This window comes from Amycolatopsis sp. NPDC089917, from assembly GCF_040684635.1.
Lineage (GTDB): Bacteria > Actinomycetota > Actinomycetes > Mycobacteriales > Pseudonocardiaceae > Amycolatopsis.
In genome coordinates, this window is sequence record NZ_JBFBGL010000066.1 from 1 (window position 1) to 20,804 (window position 20,804).

Annotated in this window: 14 protein-coding genes; 8 read left to right on the plus strand and 6 right to left on the minus strand. The window is 70.1% G+C overall.

From position 1 onward, the window contains the following. Positions 1-52: 52 nt before the first annotated feature. Positions 53-805, minus strand: a complete 753-nt coding sequence (locus AB0N89_RS33630) for a hypothetical protein (RefSeq protein ID WP_364213208.1) — start codon at positions 803-805, stop codon at positions 53-55. Between the two features lie 4 nt (positions 806-809). After that, positions 810-1,400 carry a papain-like cysteine protease family protein gene (locus AB0N89_RS33635; RefSeq protein ID WP_364213211.1) on the minus strand — a complete coding sequence of 197 codons (591 nt, stop codon included), beginning with the start codon at positions 1,398-1,400 and terminating at the stop codon, positions 810-812. Between the two features lie 373 nt (positions 1,401-1,773). On the opposite strand from AB0N89_RS33635, the gene AB0N89_RS33640 reads away from it, so the two are divergent. From AB0N89_RS33640 to AB0N89_RS33660, 5 genes are all read left to right on the plus strand, one after another. Next, complete coding sequence (locus AB0N89_RS33640) at positions 1,774-4,614, plus strand: LuxR C-terminal-related transcriptional regulator (protein ID WP_364213214.1); 2,841 nt, start codon at positions 1,774-1,776, stop codon at positions 4,612-4,614. Between the two features lie 479 nt (positions 4,615-5,093). Then, positions 5,094-5,792 (plus strand): TetR/AcrR family transcriptional regulator, encoded by a 699-nt coding sequence (locus tag AB0N89_RS33645; RefSeq protein WP_364213217.1) that lies wholly within the window; start codon positions 5,094-5,096, stop codon positions 5,790-5,792. A 26-nt stretch (positions 5,793-5,818) separates the two neighbouring features. Further along, positions 5,819-8,314 carry an ABC transporter ATP-binding protein/permease gene (locus tag AB0N89_RS33650; RefSeq protein WP_364213220.1) on the plus strand — a complete coding sequence of 832 codons (2,496 nt, stop codon included), beginning with the start codon at positions 5,819-5,821 and terminating at the stop codon, positions 8,312-8,314. Then, positions 8,311-10,035 (plus strand): ABC transporter ATP-binding protein, encoded by a 1,725-nt coding sequence (locus tag AB0N89_RS33655; protein WP_364213223.1) that lies wholly within the window; start codon positions 8,311-8,313, stop codon positions 10,033-10,035. Before AB0N89_RS33650 ends, AB0N89_RS33655 begins: the two co-directional genes overlap by 4 nt. Then, complete coding sequence (locus AB0N89_RS33660; protein ID WP_364213226.1) at positions 10,032-10,886, plus strand: alpha/beta hydrolase; 855 nt, start codon at positions 10,032-10,034, stop codon at positions 10,884-10,886. The genes AB0N89_RS33655 and AB0N89_RS33660 overlap by 4 nt, the downstream gene beginning before the upstream one ends. Here the strand turns inward: AB0N89_RS33660 and AB0N89_RS33665 are convergent. After that, positions 10,873-11,799 (minus strand): hypothetical protein, encoded by a 927-nt coding sequence (locus AB0N89_RS33665; protein WP_364213229.1) that lies wholly within the window; start codon positions 11,797-11,799, stop codon positions 10,873-10,875. The two genes, AB0N89_RS33660 and AB0N89_RS33665, sit on opposite strands and share 14 nt — an antisense overlap. 237 nt (positions 11,800-12,036) lie before the next feature. Here AB0N89_RS33665 and AB0N89_RS33670 point away from each other — a divergent pair, with 237 nt between their 5' ends. Beyond that, positions 12,037-18,417 carry an Ig-like domain-containing protein gene (locus tag AB0N89_RS33670; protein ID WP_364213232.1) on the plus strand — a complete coding sequence of 2,127 codons (6,381 nt, stop codon included), beginning with the start codon at positions 12,037-12,039 and terminating at the stop codon, positions 18,415-18,417. Positions 18,418-18,423: 6 nt separating this feature from the next. On the opposite strand, the gene AB0N89_RS33675 is transcribed toward AB0N89_RS33670, so the two are convergent. Both AB0N89_RS33675 and AB0N89_RS33680 read right to left on the minus strand, forming a co-directional pair. After that, a complete protein-coding gene (locus AB0N89_RS33675) occupies positions 18,424-18,603 on the minus strand; it encodes a hypothetical protein (RefSeq protein WP_364213235.1) in 180 nt (59 codons plus the stop codon). After that, the gene (locus AB0N89_RS33680) at positions 18,600-19,016 is read right to left on the minus strand and encodes a RidA family protein (protein WP_364213238.1); all 417 of its coding nucleotides are present in this window, start codon (positions 19,014-19,016) and stop codon (positions 18,600-18,602) included. Before AB0N89_RS33680 ends, AB0N89_RS33675 begins: the two co-directional genes overlap by 4 nt. 114 nt (positions 19,017-19,130) lie before the next feature. On the opposite strand from AB0N89_RS33680, the gene AB0N89_RS33685 reads away from it, so the two are divergent. Then, positions 19,131-19,799 carry a maleylpyruvate isomerase family mycothiol-dependent enzyme gene (locus AB0N89_RS33685; protein ID WP_364213240.1) on the plus strand — a complete coding sequence of 223 codons (669 nt, stop codon included), beginning with the start codon at positions 19,131-19,133 and terminating at the stop codon, positions 19,797-19,799. 3 nt (positions 19,800-19,802) lie between these two features. Here AB0N89_RS33685 and AB0N89_RS33690 read toward each other — a convergent pair whose 3' ends face one another. Then, positions 19,803-20,129: a rhodanese-like domain-containing protein gene (locus tag AB0N89_RS33690; protein ID WP_364213243.1), complete on the minus strand. Its 327-nt coding sequence runs from the start codon at positions 20,127-20,129 to the stop codon at positions 19,803-19,805. An 82-nt stretch (positions 20,130-20,211) separates the two neighbouring features. Between AB0N89_RS33690 and AB0N89_RS33695 the strand changes: the two genes are divergently transcribed. Then, positions 20,212-20,787 carry a helix-turn-helix domain-containing protein gene (locus tag AB0N89_RS33695; RefSeq protein WP_364213306.1) on the plus strand — a complete coding sequence of 192 codons (576 nt, stop codon included), beginning with the start codon at positions 20,212-20,214 and terminating at the stop codon, positions 20,785-20,787. The last annotated feature ends 17 nt before the right edge of the window (positions 20,788-20,804 follow it).

Below are 20,804 nucleotides of genomic sequence, written 5' to 3' on the forward strand. Positions count from 1 at the left end.
GGGGCTTTTGGGTTTCCACCCCAACCCCCCACTCACGAGTCCGCCTACGAGATCACTGCTTGCGGAGCCGGAGCGTGACGGCCGCGCCCGCCGCGGCGAGGAAGACCGCGCCGAGGGCGTACGGCCACCACGGCACCTCGGTGTCGCCCACCGGGGCGGAACCGTAACCGCCGGCGGCGCCGGTGCGGTCGTAGGTCGAACCGGGCAGCTTGTCGCCGTACCGGCTCTGCAGACCCTCGCGGTACGCGGCGAGCGTCATCTTCTCGCCGGTCTTCGCCACCGACGAGCCGTCGAGAACCGTCACGGTGTCGCCGTCGACGGCGTACCAGGCGCCTGCCTGAGGTTCGCTCAGGAGGTAGCCCTTGCCGACCTGCGCCGCGAGGCGCTTCTCGACGTCACCCGAGGCGACGTTGTAGACCGACCAGCCCGAGCCCTCGCGCTGCGACCACACGGTCGCCGCGTCGCCGTTGCCCAGGGTGGCGGGAGTGGCGACGTAGGCGAGCTGGGCGGGGACGGCCGACGTGCCGGCGATGAAGCCCGCGGTCGGCTGGTAGACCGCCACCGGTGTCCGCGGATCGGCTTTGGCGGTTCTGGCCGCGAGGGCCGTGTCCGCCTTGGCCGCACCGGGGAACACCGCTTTGGCGAGCCGCTGGGTGGTCGCGTCACTGGTGACCACTGTGGACACCGCGGCGAGGTCGGCGGCGGTGGGCGCGCCGCTGGGGGCGTCGGCGGCGGAGGCGTGGCCACCGAGTGCCAGTGACAGTCCGAGGGCGAGGATCGTGGCGCCGAGGAAGGTTCGCTTCATGGTTTCAGTCCTTGATCCCGTAGACGGTGTGGGTCCAGGTGAACGAGTTGTTGGACCGGTAGGCGTTGTAGCTCATCTGGTTGTAGCGGGGGCTCGATCCCCACGGGTCGCCGTAGTACACCGTCGTCGCGCCGTTGGTGTTGTCGTACCCGTAGAGCACGTGCATGTGCCCGCCGCCGTTGCTCCAGCCGATCCGGGTGCCGATCGGCTGGCGCGCGTCGATCTGGCTCTTGATGGACGCGAAGCTCAGCGTCTGGCCCGAGGAGCTGTAGCTGCCCACGTTGCTGAACCCGAGCCACCGGAACACCCGCTGCTGATCGCTCAGGTAGCCCTGGTTGTTCGCACAGTCCGAACCGGACTCGTTGTGCGCGACCTGGCAGAACTTCGTCTGGGAGATGCTGTGCCCCCACCAGGCGGCGATGGTGTTGCCACTGGCGTCCCAGCACCAGTTGCTCTTCTCCTGCGCCTGCATCTTGATCGGGATCGTGGTGGCGGCCGTGATCGCGGGCGCCGCGGCGGCGGGCGCCTGCAGGGCGACCAGCGCGGCGACACCGGCGCAGGCCGTGGCCAGCCCACGCCTGAATGAGGTCTTCACCGTCGGAACACTCCTAACTGGATGGTCGAACGCGAAGCACGCGCGGGTCGCTACCCAAAGGGGACTTGTGAGGACTTCGGCTACCCGAATGGATGGCCGACCGACGCGAGCAGGGGACTTGCGTGGTGACGAGGTGACGCAGGGGCACTGCGAACAGTCTGAGATTCACCCTCCGGTGGCCTCGTGGCAAGGTTCGCGTCAATACCTAAGGGTCCGTATTGCCGATGCGGGGATCCGCGCCACGCAGGTCGTCGTCGCCCGATCGAGTTAACGCGGTGACTCCGGTGGTGTGGACCAGCGGAAAGCGTGCGGACGGTGGTCACTGTTCGTGTTCCCGCCTTTCGGCGGGTGTCCTATCGGTATGGTCCCGGGCATGCCGACGATCGGTGCGGCACCGGCGTTCGTGGCCCGCGACGCCGAATTGGCCGAACTGGTGCGCGTCGCCTCCTGCCCGCCGTCGGTCGCCGTCGTCGAGGGCGAACCGGGTGTGGGCCGGAGCCGTCTGCTCGACGAACTGGCCGCCCATCCCGGGATCGCGTCGCGCGTGGTGTGGTCCGCCCGCTGTGGTTCCTTCGCGCGGCCGTGCCGGCTCGCGCCGTTGGTCGACGCGCTGCTCGGGAAGAGCGAAGTGGCCGCCGTCCACGCGGACGGCTTCTCCCCGGTGACCGGCGTCCTGCGGCGGCTGATCCCCGAATGGTCGTCGTGGCTGCCGCCGTTCCCGGAGAACGCGGACGCCGACACCGTCCGGCAGCAGGAGTTCCGTGCCGTGCGCGAAGTCCTGACCGGCTGCGGATCGGCGGTGCTGGTGCTCGACGACGTCCACTCCGCCGACGACGACACCTGGGAGTTCCTGCGCGGCCTCGCGGCCTCCCCGGCGGCGACGCTGAGCGTGGTGGTGAGCGCGGTGGCGTCCGGATCCCGGCGATTCCCGCCGCTGCGCGAAACCGCGGCGCATCTCTCGCTTCCGGCGTTCGCCGCCGACCAGGTGCGGACGCTGCTCGACGCGTCCTTCGGCCGCTGCGCCCCGGATTTCGCCGAAGCGGCGCACCGGCGCACCTCCGGGATCGCCGCCGACCTGACCGCTTTGGTCCAGAGCGTCGGTGACACGGCCGAGACGCTTTCAGCGGACAAGCTGACGTCGGCGACCGTGCCGCCGATCGTGCGGAGCCGGATCGCCGGACTGATGACGGCGATCGGCCCGGTCGCGCGGGACGTCGTCCGCGCGGCCGCGGTACTGGGATCACCCGCCGGGGAACCGGATCTGGGCGCGGTGGCGGCGTCGCCGTCCGGCGAAACCGCCGGCGCGGTCACCGAAGCCGTCGAAGCGGGACTGCTGCGGGATCTCGGCCGGGGCCGGTACGTCTCGGGAAGCCCGCTGATCGCCGAAGCGGTCTACGCGTTGCTGCCCGGACCTCAGCGATGCTCGATGCACGGCCGCGCCGCCGCCCGGCTCGCCGCGGGCACCGACCCCTTCGCCTCGCTGATCGCCCGTCACGCGCGGCTCGCGGGCGACATCGCCGCGTGGACACAGTGGACCGGCGTCGCGGTCGACAACGCCATCGAAGACGGCCGGACCGAGGAAGCAAGTCGTCTGCTCGAAGCGGCCTTGCGGGACGCGGATCTGCCGCGGACCGCGCGCGAGTCGTTCGCCGTCCGGCTCGGCAGGGAACTGCCGCGCAGCATCGCCCACGCCGGAACGGTCCGGCTGCTGCGGGAGATCCTGCGCGAGTGGCCGCTGAGCAAGGCCGCGCGCGGCGAGATCCGGGTCCATCTCGGCCAGGTGCTGATCAACCAGGTGGGCAAGGTCGAAGCGGGCAGGCTCGAAATCGAACTGGGCGCGGCCGACCTCGGCAGGCGCCAGGCCCTGCTCGCCAGGGGGCTGGTCACCTTGGCGCTGCCGCATATCGGCACGGTCCCGGTCGAGGAGAACCTCCGCTGGCTCGACGAGGCCGAACAGGTGAGCAAGGGGGAGCACGACGCCGGTCTGCTCGCCGCGATCGCCGCCAACCGGCTCTCGGCGCGGATGCAGATCGCCGACCCGGAAGCCTGGGAAGGGATCGCGGACCTCCCGAGGGCGCCGGAATCGGCCGAGGTCTGCCGCCAGGTGGCCCGCACCTACATCAACCTGGCCGACGCGGTGGCGTGGAACGGGCACTACCCGGTGGCGCGGGCCTACCTCGCGACCGCGCGGCGACTGATCCGCGACGACCACCAGCCCTATCTCGACGCGCTGGCCGACGGCACGGAACTGCGGCTGGACCTCGCCATGGGGGAGTGGGCGAGTGTCGCCGAGAAGGCGCGGGCGATGCTCACTCGCGTCGACAAGGACGGCTCGCTCGCCGCCGAGCCGCTGCTCGTGCTCGGCTGGTACGAGTACGGACAGCACCGGCCGACGGCGGCGCTGCGCAGTTTCGACGCGGCCTTCGCGCTTTCCGCGGGCAGCGTCCCGGTGCAGGCCTCGGCGTACGCGGGCCGCGTCGCGGTCCATCAGGCGGGCAAGGACCTGCAAGCCGCCCGGCGGCTGGCCGAGTACGGCCTGGAGACCGTGCGCCGCAAGAACAACTGGGTCTGGGCGGCCGAGCTGATGCCGTTCGCCGTGCGGACCATGCTCGGGCTGGGACAGCACGTCGAGGCGCGAGAGCTGCTCGCGGAGTACCGGCAGGGCATCGACGGCAAGGACGCGCCGGTCGCCAACGCGTCGGCCCTGCTGTGCCGGGGGATGCTCACTCAAGCGCGCGGCGAGACGCTCCCCGCCGGCGATCTGCTGCTCGGCGCGGCCCAAGCCTACAGCGCGCTGCCGTTCCCGTACTTCGCCGCCTACGCCGACGAACTCGCGGCCGGATGCTTCTCCGAAGCCGGTGAGCAGGCGCGTGCCCTCTCGTCCTTCACCACGGCCGAGACGGTGTACGCGAGTCTCGGTGCCGCGGTCGACGCGCTCCGCTGCCGCCGGTCCCTGCGGCGGTGCGATCCGGAGATGCCCCGGCGCGGCCGCAAGGGGTACGGCGAAGCGTTGTCGCCGAGGGAACTCGAAGTCGCCCGGCTCGCCGCCCAGAACCTCACCAACCGGGAGATCGGCGAGCGGCTGTTCCTTTCGCCGAGGACGGTCGAGATCCACGTCGGACGGGCGTTGCGCAAATTGGGCCTGCCTTCCCGAACCGTCCTCACCGAAGACCTGCTCCGTGACGCGACCGGCGAAGGGTCCAAAACCGCCTGAACCCATTCCCTGAGGGTCCTTATTCGGTGATTCGCTGGGTATGACGGGAAAAACCGCGGTCAGGAGGCGGTTTCTTTGAATAGTGGAATGACGCCGCGCTCCACTATTGTTCCGTTTCCGCCGCCGACCGACGTCGGTCAAGGACTACCCGTACGTCATCGCGCCGCGGAAGTTCATGGTCGCGGCCCACTGCAAGGAGCTGACAGGCGAAAGAGTGTCCTTTATGGACTCAACGACCTCAAGCGCGCGGCGGTGATCACCGTCGATGGCGACATCCCCGTCCCGCCAGGCGGCTACGCGGACTGGAGACTCCCGGCATCGACGGGGTTCACCGTCACGTTCTGAACCCACTGAGACTCGCCGCCGGTGTCTTCGCGCGTCCGGGAGACCGTATCCGGAGGACTGAACGGGGACACTTGACAGCGAGGTAAGCCCACCCTTAGTTTCCCCCTGTAACTTTCCAGGGACGAAGGGGTGAGATGCCGAACATCGGGGGCCGTCCGGCCATGATCGCGAGGGACGACATCCTCCGGGCCGGTCGTGAGCTCGGGATGCGCCGGCTCAGCGTGAAGGCGGTCGCGGTCCGGCTGGGGGTGACCGCGACCGCCCTTTACCGGCACGTCGAGTCCCGGTGGGGGCTCGAGCGGCTGGTCGGCGAGAGCATCCTGGCCGAACTCGAACTCCGGGACGATCCCGGGCACGACCTCGAACAGCATCTACTGTCCTTCGCCCTGCAGATGCGGGCCTTCGTGCTGGAGCACCCGGGCCTGGTCACCTACCTGCAACTGCTGTTCCCGCGGGGCGACGGCGGCCAGCGCCTGCTGACCGCCGAGGTCGAGGCGCTCGTCCGCCGGGGGTACGAGCCCGGTGCGGCGATCGTGCTCAGCGGCGCCGTCGCGTCGCTGACCATCGCGATGACCGCGTCCGAGGAGAACAGCATGGCGGCCGAGGAGTCCGACGGCGCCGGGCTGGACCGGGAGCGGCAGGCGGTGCGCGACCGGCTGGCCGGTGACGATCGGCTCGCCGGGCCGTCCGCCGCGTTGCCGCAGGTGCCGCGGCCCGAGTACGTGCGGCTGCTGCTGACCGCGTCGATCCGCGGGCTGATCGGGTCCTGCCCGCCGGGCAGGCCGGTCGCCGAGATGGTGGCCGACCTGGCGGCCACCGGGGAGGGGCTGTGATGGCGCGCGGGTTCCAAGGCGCGGTCATGCGTGGGTTCGGGGCGCGAGACCATCAGGCGACCGTCGTCGAAACCGAAGAGACGACGCCGAAGTTCGTGCGGGTCCGGTTCGTCTCGCCGACGTTGTTCGAGGACGTCGTCGTGGAGCCGACGGCCTGGCTCCGGTTCTGGTTCCCGGATCCGGAGGGCGGCGCGACGGAGTTCCAGCGCGCGTACACGCTCACCGAAGCCGATCCGGAAGCCGGCACGTTCGCGATCGACGTCGTCCTGCACGAGCCCGCCGGCCCCGCGTCGCGGTGGCTGCGGGATGCGAAGCCCGGCTCGACGGTTCCGGTGATGTCGCTGGGTTCCTCATCCTTCTCGGTCCCCGCCGAACCACCCGCCGGCTACCTGCTGATCGGCGACTCCGCCTCGATCCCCGCGATCAACGCGATCCTCGAAGCGGTCCCGGCCGACCTGCCCGTCGAGCTCTACCTCGAAGAGCACGACGGGACCGACCGGCTGATCCCGCTGCGGGAACACGCGCGGCTGACCGTGCACTGGGTGCCTCGCCAGGACGCGACCTCGCTGGCCGCCGCGATCGAGACGCGCGACTGGTCGGACTGGCAGGCCTGGCTCGCGCCCGAAGCGGGTTCGCTCAAACATCTCAAGACCCGTTTGCGGGAGACGTTCGGCTTCCCCAAAACCGAGGTCCACGGCCGCGCGTACTGGTACTACGGCCGGGCCATGGGCTCCTTCCGCGGCGAGAAGGAAGAACCCGCCGCCGAAGCGCCGAAGCCGGTCGAGGAAGCGCCCAAGGGTGCCTGGCGGGCGCAGGCCGCCGGACGGCTGCTCGCGCCGGTGCGGCGGACGCTGATCCTCGCCGGGATCCTGCAAGCCGTCGTGACGCTCATCGGTCTCGCGCCGTTCGTGCTGCTGGTGGAGCTGGTCCGGCGGCTGATCGAGGGCGGCGGATCGCTGTGGGCGCTCGGTGTGTCGGCGCTGGTGCTGCTCGGCGTGGGCACCCTCCTCGAATCCGCGGTCGTGCTCGGGGTGCACGCCGCCGACGCGCGATTCGCCCGCGACCTGCGACAGCGGTTGCTGGGTAAACTCGCGAGGCTCCCGCTGGGCTGGTTCACCGCCCGCGGCTCGGGCACGGTCGCGAAACTCGTGCAGGGAGACACGCTTTCGCTGCACTACCTGGTCACGCACGCCGTTCCCGACGCGGTGGCGGCCGTCGTCGCGCCGGTCGCGGTGCTGGCGTACCTGTTCGCGGTGGACTGGCGGCTCGCCCTCGTCCTGCTCGTCCCGATCCTCGTCTACCTCGTCACGACGTCGATCATGGTCGTTCAATCGGGCCCCAAGACCGGCCAGGCGATGCGCTGGGCGGAACGCATGGCAGGGGAGGCGGGCGCGTATCTGGAGGGGCAGCCGGTGATCCGGGTGTTCGGCGGCGCGGCGGCGTCGTCGTTCCGGCGGCGGCTCGACGAGTACATCGGTTTCCTCGGTGACTGGCAGCGCCCGTTCACCGGCAAGAAGACCATGCTCGACTTCGCCACGCGGCCCGCGACGTTCCTGCTCCTGATCGCCGGCGCCGGCACGCTGATGGTGGTCGGCGGCGGCACGGAACCGGTGACGCTGATCCCGTTCCTTCTGCTGGGCACCACGTTCGGCGCGCGGCTGCTGGGCATCGGGTACGGCCTCGGCGGTGTCCGTGAAGGGATGCTCGCCGCGCGCCGGATCCAGGTCGTCCTCGACGAACCCGAACTGTCCACAGTGGAGCTCGAAGCCAGGGGCGGCGTCGGCGCGGGCACAGTGGAACTGGACGGGGTGGGCTTCGCCTACCGCAGCGGGGTTCCCGTGCTGGAGGGCGTTTCCCTGACCCTGCGGCCCGGAACGGTGACCGCGCTGGTCGGCCCATCGGGAGCCGGGAAGTCGACCCTCGCCGCCTTGGTCGCGCGGTTCCACGACGTGACCGAGGGCGCGATCCGGGTCGGCGGGAGGGACATCCGTTCCTTCCCGGCCGACGAACTCTACGGCCGCGTGGGCTTCGTGCTTCAGGATCCACAACTCGTCCAGGGAACCGTGCGGGAGAACATCGCGCTCGCCATTCCCGGCGCCACCGAAGACCAGGTCGTCGACGCGGCCCGGGACGCGCAGATCCACGACCGGATCCTGCGGCTGCCGCAGGGCTACGACACCGTCCTCGGCGCCGGTTCCCAGCTGTCCGGTGGGGAACGCCAGCGGGTGGCCATCGCCCGCGCGCTCCTCGCCGACGCCCCGGTCCTCGTCCTCGACGAGGCGACCGCTTTCGCCGATCCCGAGTCGGAGTACCTCGTGCAACAAGCACTCGACCGGCTCACCGCCGGCCGGACCGTCCTGGTCATCGCCCATCGCCTGCACACCGTCACCGGCGCCGACCGGATCGTGGTCCTCGACCGCGGGAAGATCGCCCAAAGCGGGACCCACGACGAACTGCTGGCCTCCGACGGCCGCTACGCCCGGCTGTGGCTGGCCGGAGCCGGTGCGGAGGTGACCGCGTGATCCGCACGCTGCTGAGCCTGATCCCCGCGACGAAACGCCGGGCGCTCCGCCGCTACGTCGTCCTCGCCGTGCTTTCGGTGCTGCTGCGCGCCACCGGTGTCGTGCTGCTCGTGCCGCTGGTCGGCGCCCTGTTCGGCACCGAACCCGCGGAAGCGTTGCCCTGGCTGGGTGCCCTCGCCGTGGTCACCGCGGCCGGCTGGGCCCTCGACGCGGTCGTGGGGCGGCTCGGGTTCGAACTCGGCTTCGGGGTGCTGGACCACGCCCAGCACGACGTCGCCGAGCAGCTGACGCATGTCCGGCTGTCCTGGTTGGACAGTGACAACACGCAGACCGCGCGGCAGGCCATCGCCGCGACCGGTCCCGATCTCGTCGGGCTGGTCGGCTACCTGCTCACCCCGCTGATCGGCGCGGTCCTGCTGCCGATCGCGATCGCGCTGGCGCTGCTGCCGATCGCCTGGCCGCTCGGGGTCGCCGCGCTGGCCGGGGTCCCGGTGCTGCTGGGCGCCCTGTGGGCGACCGGGCGGATCACCCGGAGCGCCGACCGGGCGGCGGGCGAAGCGAACACCACGCTGACCGAACGGATCGTCGAGTTCGCCCGCACCCAGCAGACGTTGCGCGCCGCCCGCCGCGTGGAACCCGCCCGCAGTCACGCCGGTGCCGCGCTCGCGGCGCACCACGGCGCCACCGTCCGGCTGCTGCGCCTCCAGATCCCGGGTCAGGTGCTGTTCGGCGTCGCCGGTCAGCTCGCGCTGGTCCTGCTCGCCGGGACGACCGTGCTCCTTGCCACGCAAGGAAGTCTGAGCGTCCCCGAAGCGATCGCGCTGATCGTCGTGATCGCCCGGTACCTGGAACCGTTCAGCGCGCTCGGCGATCTCGCGCCCGGCATCGAGACCGCCACGACCACGCTCGGCCGCATCCGTACCGTGCTCACCGCACCCGTGGCCCCGGCGGGCGACGCCGGCTCACTGGGCAAGCAGGCGCCGCGGATCCGGTTCGAGGACGTCGGTTTCCGGTACGCGCCCGGCACCGAAACCGTGCTGGAGGACTTCTCCCTCACCCTGGAACCGGGGACGACGACCGCGATCGTGGGGCCGTCCGGATCGGGCAAAAGCACGGTCCTCGCGTTGCTCGCCGGTCTGCACCAGCCCACCAGCGGCCGAGTGCTCGCCGACGGGACGGATCTCGCCGAGCTGTCCGCCGAAGCTCGGCGGGAGCTCGTGACCGTCGTGTTCCAGCAGCCGTACCTGTTCGAAGGCTCGGTGCGGGACAACGTCCTCGCCGGGGATCCCTCGGCGAGTGCGGAAAGGGTCGCCGAAGTCGTCGCCCTCGCCCGCGCGGGCGAGCTGCTCGACGGCGGGCGCACCGCCGTCGGCGAGGCGGGCGGCGCGCTTTCCGGCGGTGAGCGGCAACGCGTGTCGATCGCCCGCGCACTGCTCAAACCGGCGCCGGTGCTGCTGGTCGACGAGGCCACCAGCGCGCTGGACACCGAGAACGAGGACGCCGTCGTCCGGTCCCTCAGCGGCGACCCCGTGTCGCGGACGCGGGTGATCGTCACCCACCGGATCGCCGGCATCCGGCACGCCGACCGCGTCCTGTTCCTGGAGGACGGGCAGATCGTCGAAGACGGCGGAGTCGAAGAACTCCTTGCGCGGCGAGGACGGTTCGCCGAATTCTGGCGGCGGCAGATCGACGCCACCGGCTGGAGAATCGCCGCACGATGACGCATACGCAAGGGGAGCCGGAGTGGGTCACCACCCGCGACGGCAGGAGGCTCTACGCGATGGTGCTCCCGGGGCCCGGGGATTTCACCGGGCCGACGGTCGTGTTCGAAGCCGGGGCCGCCGCCACCCGGTCGTCGTGGGCGGCGGTGCACCCGGAGGTCGGCAGGCACGCCCGCGCGATCGCCTACGACCGTTCCGGGCTCGGCCGCAGCGCCCCGGATCCCGGCGGCCGGACGCTGCGCCGGATGGCTGACGACCTCAACGACGTCCTCGACCACTTCGGCCCGGGTCCGTACGTCCTCGCCGGGCACAGCGCCGGCGGGCCGATCGTGCGCCAGGCCGCCGCCAGCCGCCCCGAACGGATCGCCGGGCTGGTCCTGGTCGACCCGACCGACGAGGCGGCGGACGTGCTCTTCGGCCGCGCCTTCCGCACCGGTGAACGCGTCCTGCTCGGGGCCGGCGCCGTGCTCGCGCGTACCGGTCTGCTCAAGGTCCTCTTCCGCGGTCTGCTCAAGGGCGTCCCGGACGACGTCCGCCGCGACCTCGAACGGGAGGCGTTCACCGTCGGGACGATGCGGACCCATCGGGAGCAGGCCCGCACCTTCCTCGACGAACTGGCCGTCTGGCGGCACGATCCGCCGGTGCTCGGGGACATCCCGGTCACCGTGGTGTCCGGCGGACGCGGTGGGGGCGGGATGTCCGCCGGGATGCGGGCCCGGGCGAACGCGTCCCACGCCCACCGGGTCGCGCTCTCGCCCGGCGGCAGGCACGTGATCGCGGAGCGGTCCGGGCACTACGTCCCGAAGACCGAGCCCGAGGTGATCGTGCGCGAGATCGTCAGGATGACGTGAGGGCCCGCCGGAGCTCCTCGTAGGTCGGAGCCAGCGTCCGGAGCGTCCCTGCGGCGCGCGCGTCGTCCTCGACGACGAGGTCGTACTGCAGCGAACCGACCAGCCGTGCCTGCCTGGTGGCGACCTCGGCCGCCGAGCCGTGACCGACGCGGCGGAGGCACACGGCCGCGTCGCCCAGCCTCCGGGCGCCGACGCGGATCACGAAGTGGATCAGCATGCCGCGCAGGTCCGGGTCACAGCCGCCCTCGATCCGGGTGGCCAGCGCCCGTGCGGCGTCACCGTTGCCGAGGGTGCCGGGCGGGAGTTCCGCGCCGACGTCGCCGCTCAGCCGCCTGATCGCCCGGGGGAGTGACGCGCTGATCGCGGTTTCCTCGGTGACGACGGTGTGCCGGACGAAGTTCGTGCGCAGGGTGTGCGTCTTGCCGTAGGCGACGGTCTCGGCACGCCAGGCGGCGGCGAAATCCGTCCGCGGGATCCGCGCGTACGGATAGCCTTGCGGGTCGTGGGCCAGGACGGACTCGGCGTCCGCGGCGAGCGCGACCAGGAAATGGTCGGCACCGATCGGGCCGGTCATCCCCGGCTGGTGCCGCAGATGCCCCATCTCGACCGGGCCGATCAGGGCCGGGCCGTCGGCCAGGCGCTCCACGAGCCGGGCGTACGCGGCGTCCGGCTCCGGTTCGCTCACGGTTTCCGCGGTCCAGCCGAGGGCGTCGAGCGCCTCCCCGATGCCGAGATCGGGATCCCAGCCGAAGGCGTCGAAGAACGGCAATGACCCGCCGACCAGTTGCATACCGAAAGGGCTGCCGGTGACGGTTTCGAGCACGCCGATCTCCGGCGCGTCGGCGCCCAGCATCATCGCGACGGAATGGGCGTAACAATAGGGACCGGAGCCGTGGTAAGGGATTTCGATCACGCGTTCGACGATGGCGGTTTTCGCGCCGGAACGCCACCCTCTCCTTTTCCGTCCGTTGTGGACGGTGCATCACCCGTCCGGGGGTTTTGGGGCCACTCAACGGGTTTTATCCAGGGGACACCGCCGGTCCCGGTTGCCGTTGGCGATCTTGCCGACACAGGATGACCGTCTAGTGGACTCGCTGTCCCCGCTGTCCTGACCTGGGCCGACGGGAGCGAGAGGTGAGGCGGAGGCGGCATGGCGGAACGTCGTGGGCGGAATCGGTGGCGCCGGGGACTGGCGTTGCTCACGGTGGTCGTCGTGGCATTGCTGATGGGCGCGCCGCTGCCCGCGAACGCCCAGACGCAGCCGCGCGGAGCGGGCACCGAACGGCCGATCGGGCCGGAGCCGGTGTACTCCGGGCTGGCGCACGGCGGCATCACGATGGCCGCGAACTCCGTCGTGCAGTGCGGCGTCGGCGTGGTCTGCAACGAGTCCGCGAGCAACGCGAGCCCGGTGTCGTGGATCAAGATCGACCCGGCCGCGCCCGGGAACACCGCCTCCGCGGCGAATCTGAGCGTCCCGGCCGGCGCGAAGGTGCTCAACGCCCGGCTGTACTGGCAGTTCAACCCGGTCGCTTCCGCCGGGACCTCCGGCGACGGGAGCCGCGGCAACCAGGTCTCCCTGAGGACCCCGGGCTCCGGCGCCTACCAGCGGATCACCGCCGACACCTACGACTGGTTCCCCGCGCTGGCGACGTCCGGCTTCCCGGTCCCGTACACCTACGGCGGCGCGGCCGACGTCACGAACCTCGTCACGAACGCCGGGACCGGGCAGTACACGGTCGCCGACATCCAGGCCTGCCAGGGCCAGTCGATCAGCGGGACCAACCTGGGCTGCTGGGGCGGCTGGTCGCTGGTGGTGGCCTACGAGCTCCCCAGCGAACCGCTGCGCTACCTGCAGGTGTGGGACGGCCTGCAACGGGTCGCGGGCGGTGGGGCGCCGACCTCGTCGACCATCGCGCTGAGCGGCATCAAGGCACCGACGTCACGCCAGCCGAACGTCGAACTGGGCATCGTGGCCGGCGACGGCGACGCGCCCATCTCGGGTGACTACCTCCAGGTGGGGCCGAACGCGAGCAGCCTCCAGGACATCTCCCTGCCCGGCCCCGCGGGCACGGTGACGAACAACGCGTTCACCAGCCGGATCGACAAGGTCGCGGCCAACGGCTCGGGCTCGAACGTCACCACCCGCAACCCCAATCCGGTGAACAACGTCGGATACGACGCCCGCAGCATCGACATCACCGGCAAGGTCCCCGCGGGCACCAGTGCGCTCCAGGTGAAGATCGGCACCACCGGCGACGCGCTGTACCCGCAGGTGGTCTGGCTGGTCACCGACGCGCTCGAACCGGACCTGCAGATCACCAAGGCCAACGACCCGGTCGGCAACACGAACGACGCCCCGCCGGGTTACGTCACCAAGGGCGGCGACGTCACCTACACCTTCGACGTCGCGAACCGGCACGCCGACGGCAGCACCACCGACCTCGACACCGCGACGAACGTGGTGCTCACCGACACGCTGCCGGACGGCGTCACCTTCGTGGCCGGGTCCAATCCGGACTGTTCGGCCGCCGGGCAGGTGGTCACCTGCGGACTGCGGAACCTGGCGCCGGGGCAGTCGCAGAAGGTCGCCTTCAAGGTCAAGGTCGGCGCTTCGGTGCCGGACGGCACCAAACTCGACAACACCGGCAAGCTGACCTTCCGCGGCGAGGACACCGGACGCCCCCAGGAACGCACCTCGAACACCGTGCGGAACACGGTCGCCTCGCCCGGGTACCAGCTGACGAAGTCGGTCGACCTCGCCGAGGCGATCCCGGGGGACACCCTGACCTACCAGGTGACCCTGCGGAACACCGGCGTGATCCCCGTGCCCGCGCTCACCGTGCGGGACACGCTGCCGCCTGGCACGACGTACGTGTCGTCCACGCCCTCGAAGGGCACGGCGTCCGGTTCGGGGCCGATCGACTGGGCCGTCAGCGGCCTCGCCGTCGGGGAGACGGCCACGCTGACCGTGCGCGTGAAGGTCGACGAGGTCGCCATCGGCAAGGAACTGGTGAACCGCGCGAACGTGCCGACCGGGCCGCCGCCGGTCGTCCCGCCCGACAACCGCTGCCCGGACGACCCCGCGGCCGCGTGCGCGAAGACCAAGGTGCCCGCGCCGTCGTACACGGTGACGAAGACCGCGGACAAGCAATCCGCCAACCCGGGTGACACCGTGCGGTATTCGGTCAAGGTCGCCAACACCGGGAAGGTGACCGCGGCGGATCTCAAGGTCGTCGACGATCTGACCGGCGTGCTCGACGACGCGGTCTACCAGAACGACGCCACCGCGTCGCCCGGTTCGGTGTCCTACGCGGAGCCGAAGCTGACCTGGACCGGCACGCTCGCGGCGGGGAAGAGCGCGGAGTTCACGTATTCGGTCAAGGTGAAGAAACCGAACTCCGGGGACAACCGGCTGAAGAACGTGGTGACGTCGGAGACGCCGGGAGGTAACTGCCCGCCGGGTTCGACGGATCCGAAGTGCGGGACGACGACACCGGTTTCCGGTCTGCTGATCGAAAAGACCGTCGACAAAGCCACGGCGAATCCGGGCGATGTCGTGAAGTACACCGTCACGGTCAAGAACACCGGCCAGACGAAGCTGACCGGCGCGACGTTCACCGATGACTTGACCCAGGTTCTCGATGACGCGGATTATCAGAACGACGGTGCGGCGACGATCGGTGCGGTGTCCTTCGCTTCACCGAAGCTGACCTGGACCGGTGATCTCGGTGTCGGCGAGACGTCCACGGTGACGTACACGGTGAAGGTCAAGAACCCCGACACCGGCGACAACCGGCTCAAGAACACGGTGTCCTCGGAGACTCCGGGCGGTAACTGCCCGCCGGGATCCACCGACCCGAAGTGCGGGACGACGACGCCCGTGTCGGGTTTCGCGATGGAGAAGGTCGTCGACAAGCAGTCGGCGAACCCCGGTGATGTCGTGAAGTACACGGTGACCGTGCGGAACACCGGTCAGACGAAGATCTCCGGTGCGACGTTCACGGATGACCTGACGCGGGTTCTCGATGACGCGGATTATCAGAACGATGGTGCGGCGACGATCGGTGCGGTGTCGTTCGCTTCGCCGAAGTTGACGTGGACCGGTGACCTGGAGATCGGCGCCACCTCGACGGTCACGTACACGGTGAAGGTGAAGAACCCCAACCCCGGGGACAACAAACTGTCCAATGTGGTCACTTCGGACACTCCTGGTGGGAACTGTCCGCCGGGTTCGACGGATCCGAAGTGTGGGACCACGACGCCGGTCTCGGGAGTGAAGATCGAGAAGGCTGTCGACAAGCAGTCGGCGAACCCCGGCGACGTCGTGAAGTACACCGTCACGGTCACGAACACCGGTCAGACGAAGCTGGCCGGTGCGACGTTCACGGATGATCTGAGTCAGGTTCTGGACGACGCGGATTACCAGAACGATGGTGCGGCGACGATCGGTGCGGTGTCCTTCGCTTCACCGAAGTTGACCTGGACCGGCGACCTCGAAGTCGGCGCCACCTCGACGGTGACGTACACGGTGAAGGTGAAGAACCCGAACTCCGGCGACAATCAGCTCAAGAACGCGGTGACGTCGGAGACGCCAGGAGGGAACTGCCCGCCCGGCTCGACGGATCCGAAGTGTGGGACCACGACGCCGGTCTCGGGAGTGAAGATCGAGAAGGCTGTCGACAAGCAGTCCGCCAACCCCGGCGACGTCGTGAAGTACACCGTCACGGTGACCAACACCGGTCAGACGAAGCTGGAAGGGGCGACGTTCACCGACGACCTGAGTCAGGTTCTGGACGACGCGGATTACCAGAATGACGGTGCGGCGACGGTCGGCACGGTGTCCTATGCGGCGCCGAAGCTGACCTGGACCGGTGACCTCGAAATCGGTGCCGCCGCCACGGTCACGTACACGGTGAAGGTCAAGAACCCCACCGCGGGCGACAACAAGCTCGTCAACACGGTCACGTCGGAGACTCCTGGCACCAACTGCCCGCCGGGATCGACCGACCCGAAGTGCGGCACCGAAACCCCGGTGTCGGGCCTGAAGATCGAGAAGGCCGTCGACAAGAAGTCGGCGAACCCGGGCGACGTCGTCAAGTACACGGTCACGGTGACCAACACCGGCCAGACCAAACTGGCCGGCGCGACCTTCACGGACGATCTGACGCAGGTTCTGGACGACGCGGATTACCAGAATGACGGTGCGGCGACGATCGGTGCGGTGTCGTTCGCTTCGCCGAAGTTGACCTGGACCGGCGATCTCGGTGTCGGCGCCACCTCGACGGTGACCTACACGGTCAAGGTCAAGAACCCGAACACCGGTGACAACCGGCTCAAGAACGTGGTGACGTCGGAGACCCCGGGCGGCAACTGCCCGCCGGGATCCACGGATCCTGCCTGCGGCACGGAAACCCCGGTGTCGGGCCTGAAGATCGAGAAGGCCGTCGACAAGAAGTCGGCGAACCCGGGCGACGTCGTCAAGTACACCGTCACGGTCACGAACACCGGCCAGACCAAGATCCCCGGTGCGACGTTCACCGACGACCTGACCCAGGTCCTCGACGACGCCGATTACCAGAACGACGGTGCGGCGAGCCTCGGAACGGTCGCCTACGCGGAACCCGAGCTGACCTGGACCGGCGACCTCGACGTCGGCGCGACGGCCACCGTGACCTACACGGTGAAGGTGAAGAGCCCGAACTCCGGCGACGACAAGCTCGTCAACGTGGTGACGTCGGAGACGCCGGGAGGTAACTGCCCGCCGGGGTCGACGGATCCGGAGTGCGGCACGACGACGCCGGTCTCCGGACTGCTGATCAAGAAGACCGCGGACAAGAAGTCGGTCGATCCCGGCGACACGGTGAAGTACACGATCACCGTCGCCAACACCGGGCAGACCAGGCAGACGGGCGCGACGTTCACGGACGACATGACCGAGGTCCTCGACGACGCCGATTACCAGAACGACGGCGCGGCGAGCATCGGCACGGTGTCGTACGCGGCGCCGAAGCTGACCTGGACCGGCGATCTCGACATCGGGCAGACCTCGACCATCACGTACACGGTCAAGATCAAGAACCCGGACACCGGTGACAAGAAACTGTCCAATGTGGTCACCTCGGAGACGCCCGGCAACAACTGCCCGCCGGGTTCGACCGATCCGAACTGCGTCGCGGACGTGCCGTCCCGCGAGCTGACGGTCAAGAAGACGTCGGACAAGCAGACCGCGAACCCGGGCGACGTCGTCACCTACACCGTGACGGTGACCAACACCGGCAAGGTCGACCTGGTCGGCGAGGACGCCGCGCGGGTCACGGACGATCTGTCCGAGGTGCTGGACGACGCCGACTACCAGGATGACGCCGTGTCGGCCCCGGTCGCCGGGACGTTCGCCTTCACCGCGCCGAACCTGGTGTGGACCGGCGATCTCCCGGTGGGGGCGTCGACCACGCTGAAGTACTCGGTGAAGGTGAAGAACCCGGTCACGGGCGATCACGAACTGCGGAACACCGTCAGCACCAACACGCCGGGCACCTGCCCGCCGCAGTCGGACGATCCGGCGTGCTCGACCGTCACCCCGGTGCCCGGAATCTCGCTGGAGAAGAAGGCGGACAAGGCCACCGCGAACCCGGGCGACGTCGTGAAGTACACGGTGACGGTCCGCAACACCGGCAAGACGAAGCTGACCGGCGCGACGTTCACCGACGACCTCACCGAGGTCCTCGACGACGCCGTGTTCCAGAAGGACGGCGCGGCGACGATCGGTTCGGTGACCTACGAGGAACCGAAGCTGACCTGGACCGGCGATCTGGAGATCGGGCAGACGGCGACGGTCACCTACAGCGTCAAGGTGACCAAGACCGGTGGCGACGGCAAGCTCACCAACGTGATCACCACCGACACCCCCGGTGGCAACTGCCCGCCGGGCAGCAAGGATCCGAAGTGCGGCACGACGACGCCGTTGTCCAGCCTGAAGATCAAGAAGACGGTCGACAAGACCGAGGCCAAACCGGGCGAGGTCGTCACGTACACCGTCACGGTGGAGAACACCGGACAGGCCACAGTGGACGACGCGACGTTCACCGACGACCTGAGCCAGGTGCTGGACGACGCCACCTTCGACGGCACCGCGAAGGCCAGTACGGGAACGGTCACCTACTCCGCGCCGAAGCTCACCTGGAAGGGCGAGCTGAAGCCGGGGGAGAAGGCGACCGTCACCTACGCGGTCACCGTGCGGAAGCCGGCGAGCGGCGACCACCGTCTTCGCAACGTGGTCACCTCCGACACGCCGGGCGGCAACTGCCCGCCGGGGTCGGAGAACCCCGATTGCGGGACCGACACCCGGGTTCCGCCGGAGCCGCCCACGCCGCAGCCGCCGGACAAGCCGACCCCGCAGCCGCCGGACAAGCCGCGGCCGCCCGGCCTGGCCACCACCGGGTCACCGCTGATGACGATGTCGATCCTGGCGCTGGGCATGCTGGCCATCGGGGCCCTGCTGCTCCTCACCGGACGGAGGCGCCGCGAGTCCTGACCGGGTTCAGTGCGGGCCGCCCGACGACGAGTTGTCGTAGGTGCCGGGTCCGGAGCGGTAGGGATAGCGACCCTGCTTCCTGCCGCGCCGGACCCGGCGGCCCAGCACCATCCCTACGGTGAGCAGGATCAGGATGAACAGGAGCACTCCGCCGCCGATGAGGAGCAGCGCCGTTCCCGGCGTCATGGGACGAGCTTGGGCACCGCGACCAGCGCTTCGACCTCGACGACGAGCTCCGGTCGCGCCAGCGCCGCTACGACGATCAGCGACTGGGCGGGCCAGTCCGCTTCGGGGTACCAGCGGGTGAAGGTCTCGCGCATCGCCGTGCGGAAACCATCGAGGTGCTCGGTGCCGGACAGCATGCTGAAGATCTTGACCAGGTGTTCCGGCCCGGCGCCCGACGCTTCGAGCAGGCGTTCGAGGTTGGCGAGCAAGGCGCGGGTCTGGGCCTCGGCGTCGGGCCCCGCGAGTTCACCGTCGGGCAGCACGCCGACCTGACCGGACACGACGACGAGCTCGTGATCGGCGGGTACGCGGACCAGGTGGCTGTACGGCCCGATCGGGGCCGCCACGGTCTCCGGATTCCAGCGCTGGATCATCGGTCCTCTTTTCCTCGGTTCGCGGCATGCGTCGACTCGGATTGTCGAGGACCGATGATTCCGTACCGCGGCGGGAGTCTCTCCTTCGAAGGACGATGACTGGAGGGACTCCGGATGACGGAATCAGGACCGAAGGCGCGTGATCGCGCCACGACCGGGGTCTGGCCGCTGATCCGCGCCGAACGGGCGGCGCTGGCGAACGACCTCGCGGGACTCACCGAGGAGCAGTGGGAAACGCCGTCGCTGTGCGCGGGGCTGTCGGCGCGCGAGGTGCTGGCGCACATCACCGCCGGAGCGAGCCTCACCCCGGCGCGCTGGTTCGCCGGGGTGATCCGCTGCCGGTTCGATTTCGACAAGCAGGTCGCCATGCGGCTGGCGGAACAGCTGGGCGAGGACGGCGCCGAGACGCTGGAGCGGTTCCGTCGCGTCGCCGGCAGCACGACGAAACCGCCCCTGCCCAAGATGGCGATGCTCGGCGAGGCGATCGTCCACGCCGAGGACATCCGCCGCCCGCTCGGCATCCGCCGGGACCACCCGATCGCCGTCCTCACCGCGCTGGCCGGGTACTACCAGGGCGCCGACATGGTGGTGATGGCGAAAGGGCGCATCGGCGGCCTGCGGCTGGAAGCGACCGACGGTCCCTTCGCGGTCGGATCCGGACCGCTCGTCTCGGGCACGACCCTGGCATTGATCATGGCCATGACCGGACGAGCGGCCTACCTGGCCGACCTCGGTGGCGACGGGGTCCCGCTCCTGCGGCGACGGGTGCCGTCGCAGGACTGAGGTTCAGCCCTGTTCGAGGGGCAGGCCCGCGCCGGCCCAGTCCTCGATGCCCTCCCGGTATTTGCGGACATCGGTGTAGCCGAGGGCGGTGAGCCGGTCGGCTACCTGCCCGCTGTTGGGGCACGCGGGGTTCGAGCAGTAGGTGACGATCGCGGCGCCGCGATCGGGCAGCACGGTCGCGGCCCGCGCGCCCACGTCGGCGAGGACCAGGGGAACGGCGCCGGGCAGATGCTGCTTGGCGAAGTACTCGCCACCCAGCGCGTCGACCACCGTCACGGCCGTGGCGTCGATCGCGGCCTTCAGTTCCTCACGGGTGATGAGTGCGGTCATGTCGCTACCTCCCAGTTAATCGGACTATAGTCCGTATGTGCCTCACGACCATAACGGACCGCAGTCCGCTTCCGCAACGCCGCTGGAACTTCTGCGTACCCCGCCGCCCAAGGAGCGCGCCGACGCCGCCCGCAACCGGGTCGCCATCCTGGACGCGGCCGCTTCGCTCTTCGCCGAGCACGGTGTCGAAGGGGTGTCGATGGACCAGGTGGCGGCGGCCGCGGGAGTGGGCAAGGGAACGCTGTTCCGCCGCTTCGGCGACAAGGCGGGACTGGCCGCGGCACTGCTGGACGCCCGGGAACGCGTGCTCCAGGAAGGGATCTTGACGGGACCGCCGCCGCTGGGACCGGGCGTGCCGCCGGTGGACCGTCGCGTGGCCTTCGCCGGCGCCTACCTCGACTACGTGCTCAAGCATCTGCCGCTGGTGCGGATGTCGGAGACCGCGGCGCCGGGCGCGCGGTACCGCATCGGGGCTTACCGGTTCTGGCACCGGCACGTCGCGATCCTGCTCGACGGCGTCCCCGACCCCGAGCACGCCGCGCACGCCCTGCTGGCCCCGCTCGCGGCCGAGCATCTGACCGCGTTGCTGCCGGAACTGGGGGAGGACCGCGTCCGCGCGGGGATCACGCGCCTGTGGCGGGACGCCGGATCCAAGTAGGGTGTCGGCGAGAACCC

Bases quoted from the DNA above. Each gene is read 5' to 3' on its own strand.
- AB0N89_RS33670 (WP_364213232.1), top strand. From the start codon at position 12,037: ATGGCGGAACGTCGTGGGCGGAATCGGTGGCGCCGGGGACTGGCGTTG.
- AB0N89_RS33650 (WP_364213220.1), top strand. From the start codon at position 5,819: ATGCGTGGGTTCGGGGCGCGAGACCATCAGGCGACCGTCGTCGAAACC.
- AB0N89_RS33645 (WP_364213217.1), top strand. From the start codon at position 5,094: ATGCCGAACATCGGGGGCCGTCCGGCCATGATCGCGAGGGACGACATC.
- AB0N89_RS33660 (WP_364213226.1), top strand. From the start codon at position 10,032: ATGACGCATACGCAAGGGGAGCCGGAGTGGGTCACCACCCGCGACGGC.
- AB0N89_RS33630 (WP_364213208.1), bottom strand. From the start codon at position 805: ATGAAGCGAACCTTCCTCGGCGCCACGATCCTCGCCCTCGGACTGTCA.
- AB0N89_RS33685 (WP_364213240.1), top strand. From the start codon at position 19,131: ATGACGGAATCAGGACCGAAGGCGCGTGATCGCGCCACGACCGGGGTC.
- AB0N89_RS33690 (WP_364213243.1), bottom strand. From the start codon at position 20,129: ATGACCGCACTCATCACCCGTGAGGAACTGAAGGCCGCGATCGACGCC.
- AB0N89_RS33675 (WP_364213235.1), bottom strand. From the start codon at position 18,603: ATGACGCCGGGAACGGCGCTGCTCCTCATCGGCGGCGGAGTGCTCCTG.
- AB0N89_RS33640 (WP_364213214.1), top strand. From the start codon at position 1,774: ATGCCGACGATCGGTGCGGCACCGGCGTTCGTGGCCCGCGACGCCGAA.
- AB0N89_RS33680 (WP_364213238.1), bottom strand. From the start codon at position 19,016: ATGATCCAGCGCTGGAATCCGGAGACCGTGGCGGCCCCGATCGGGCCG.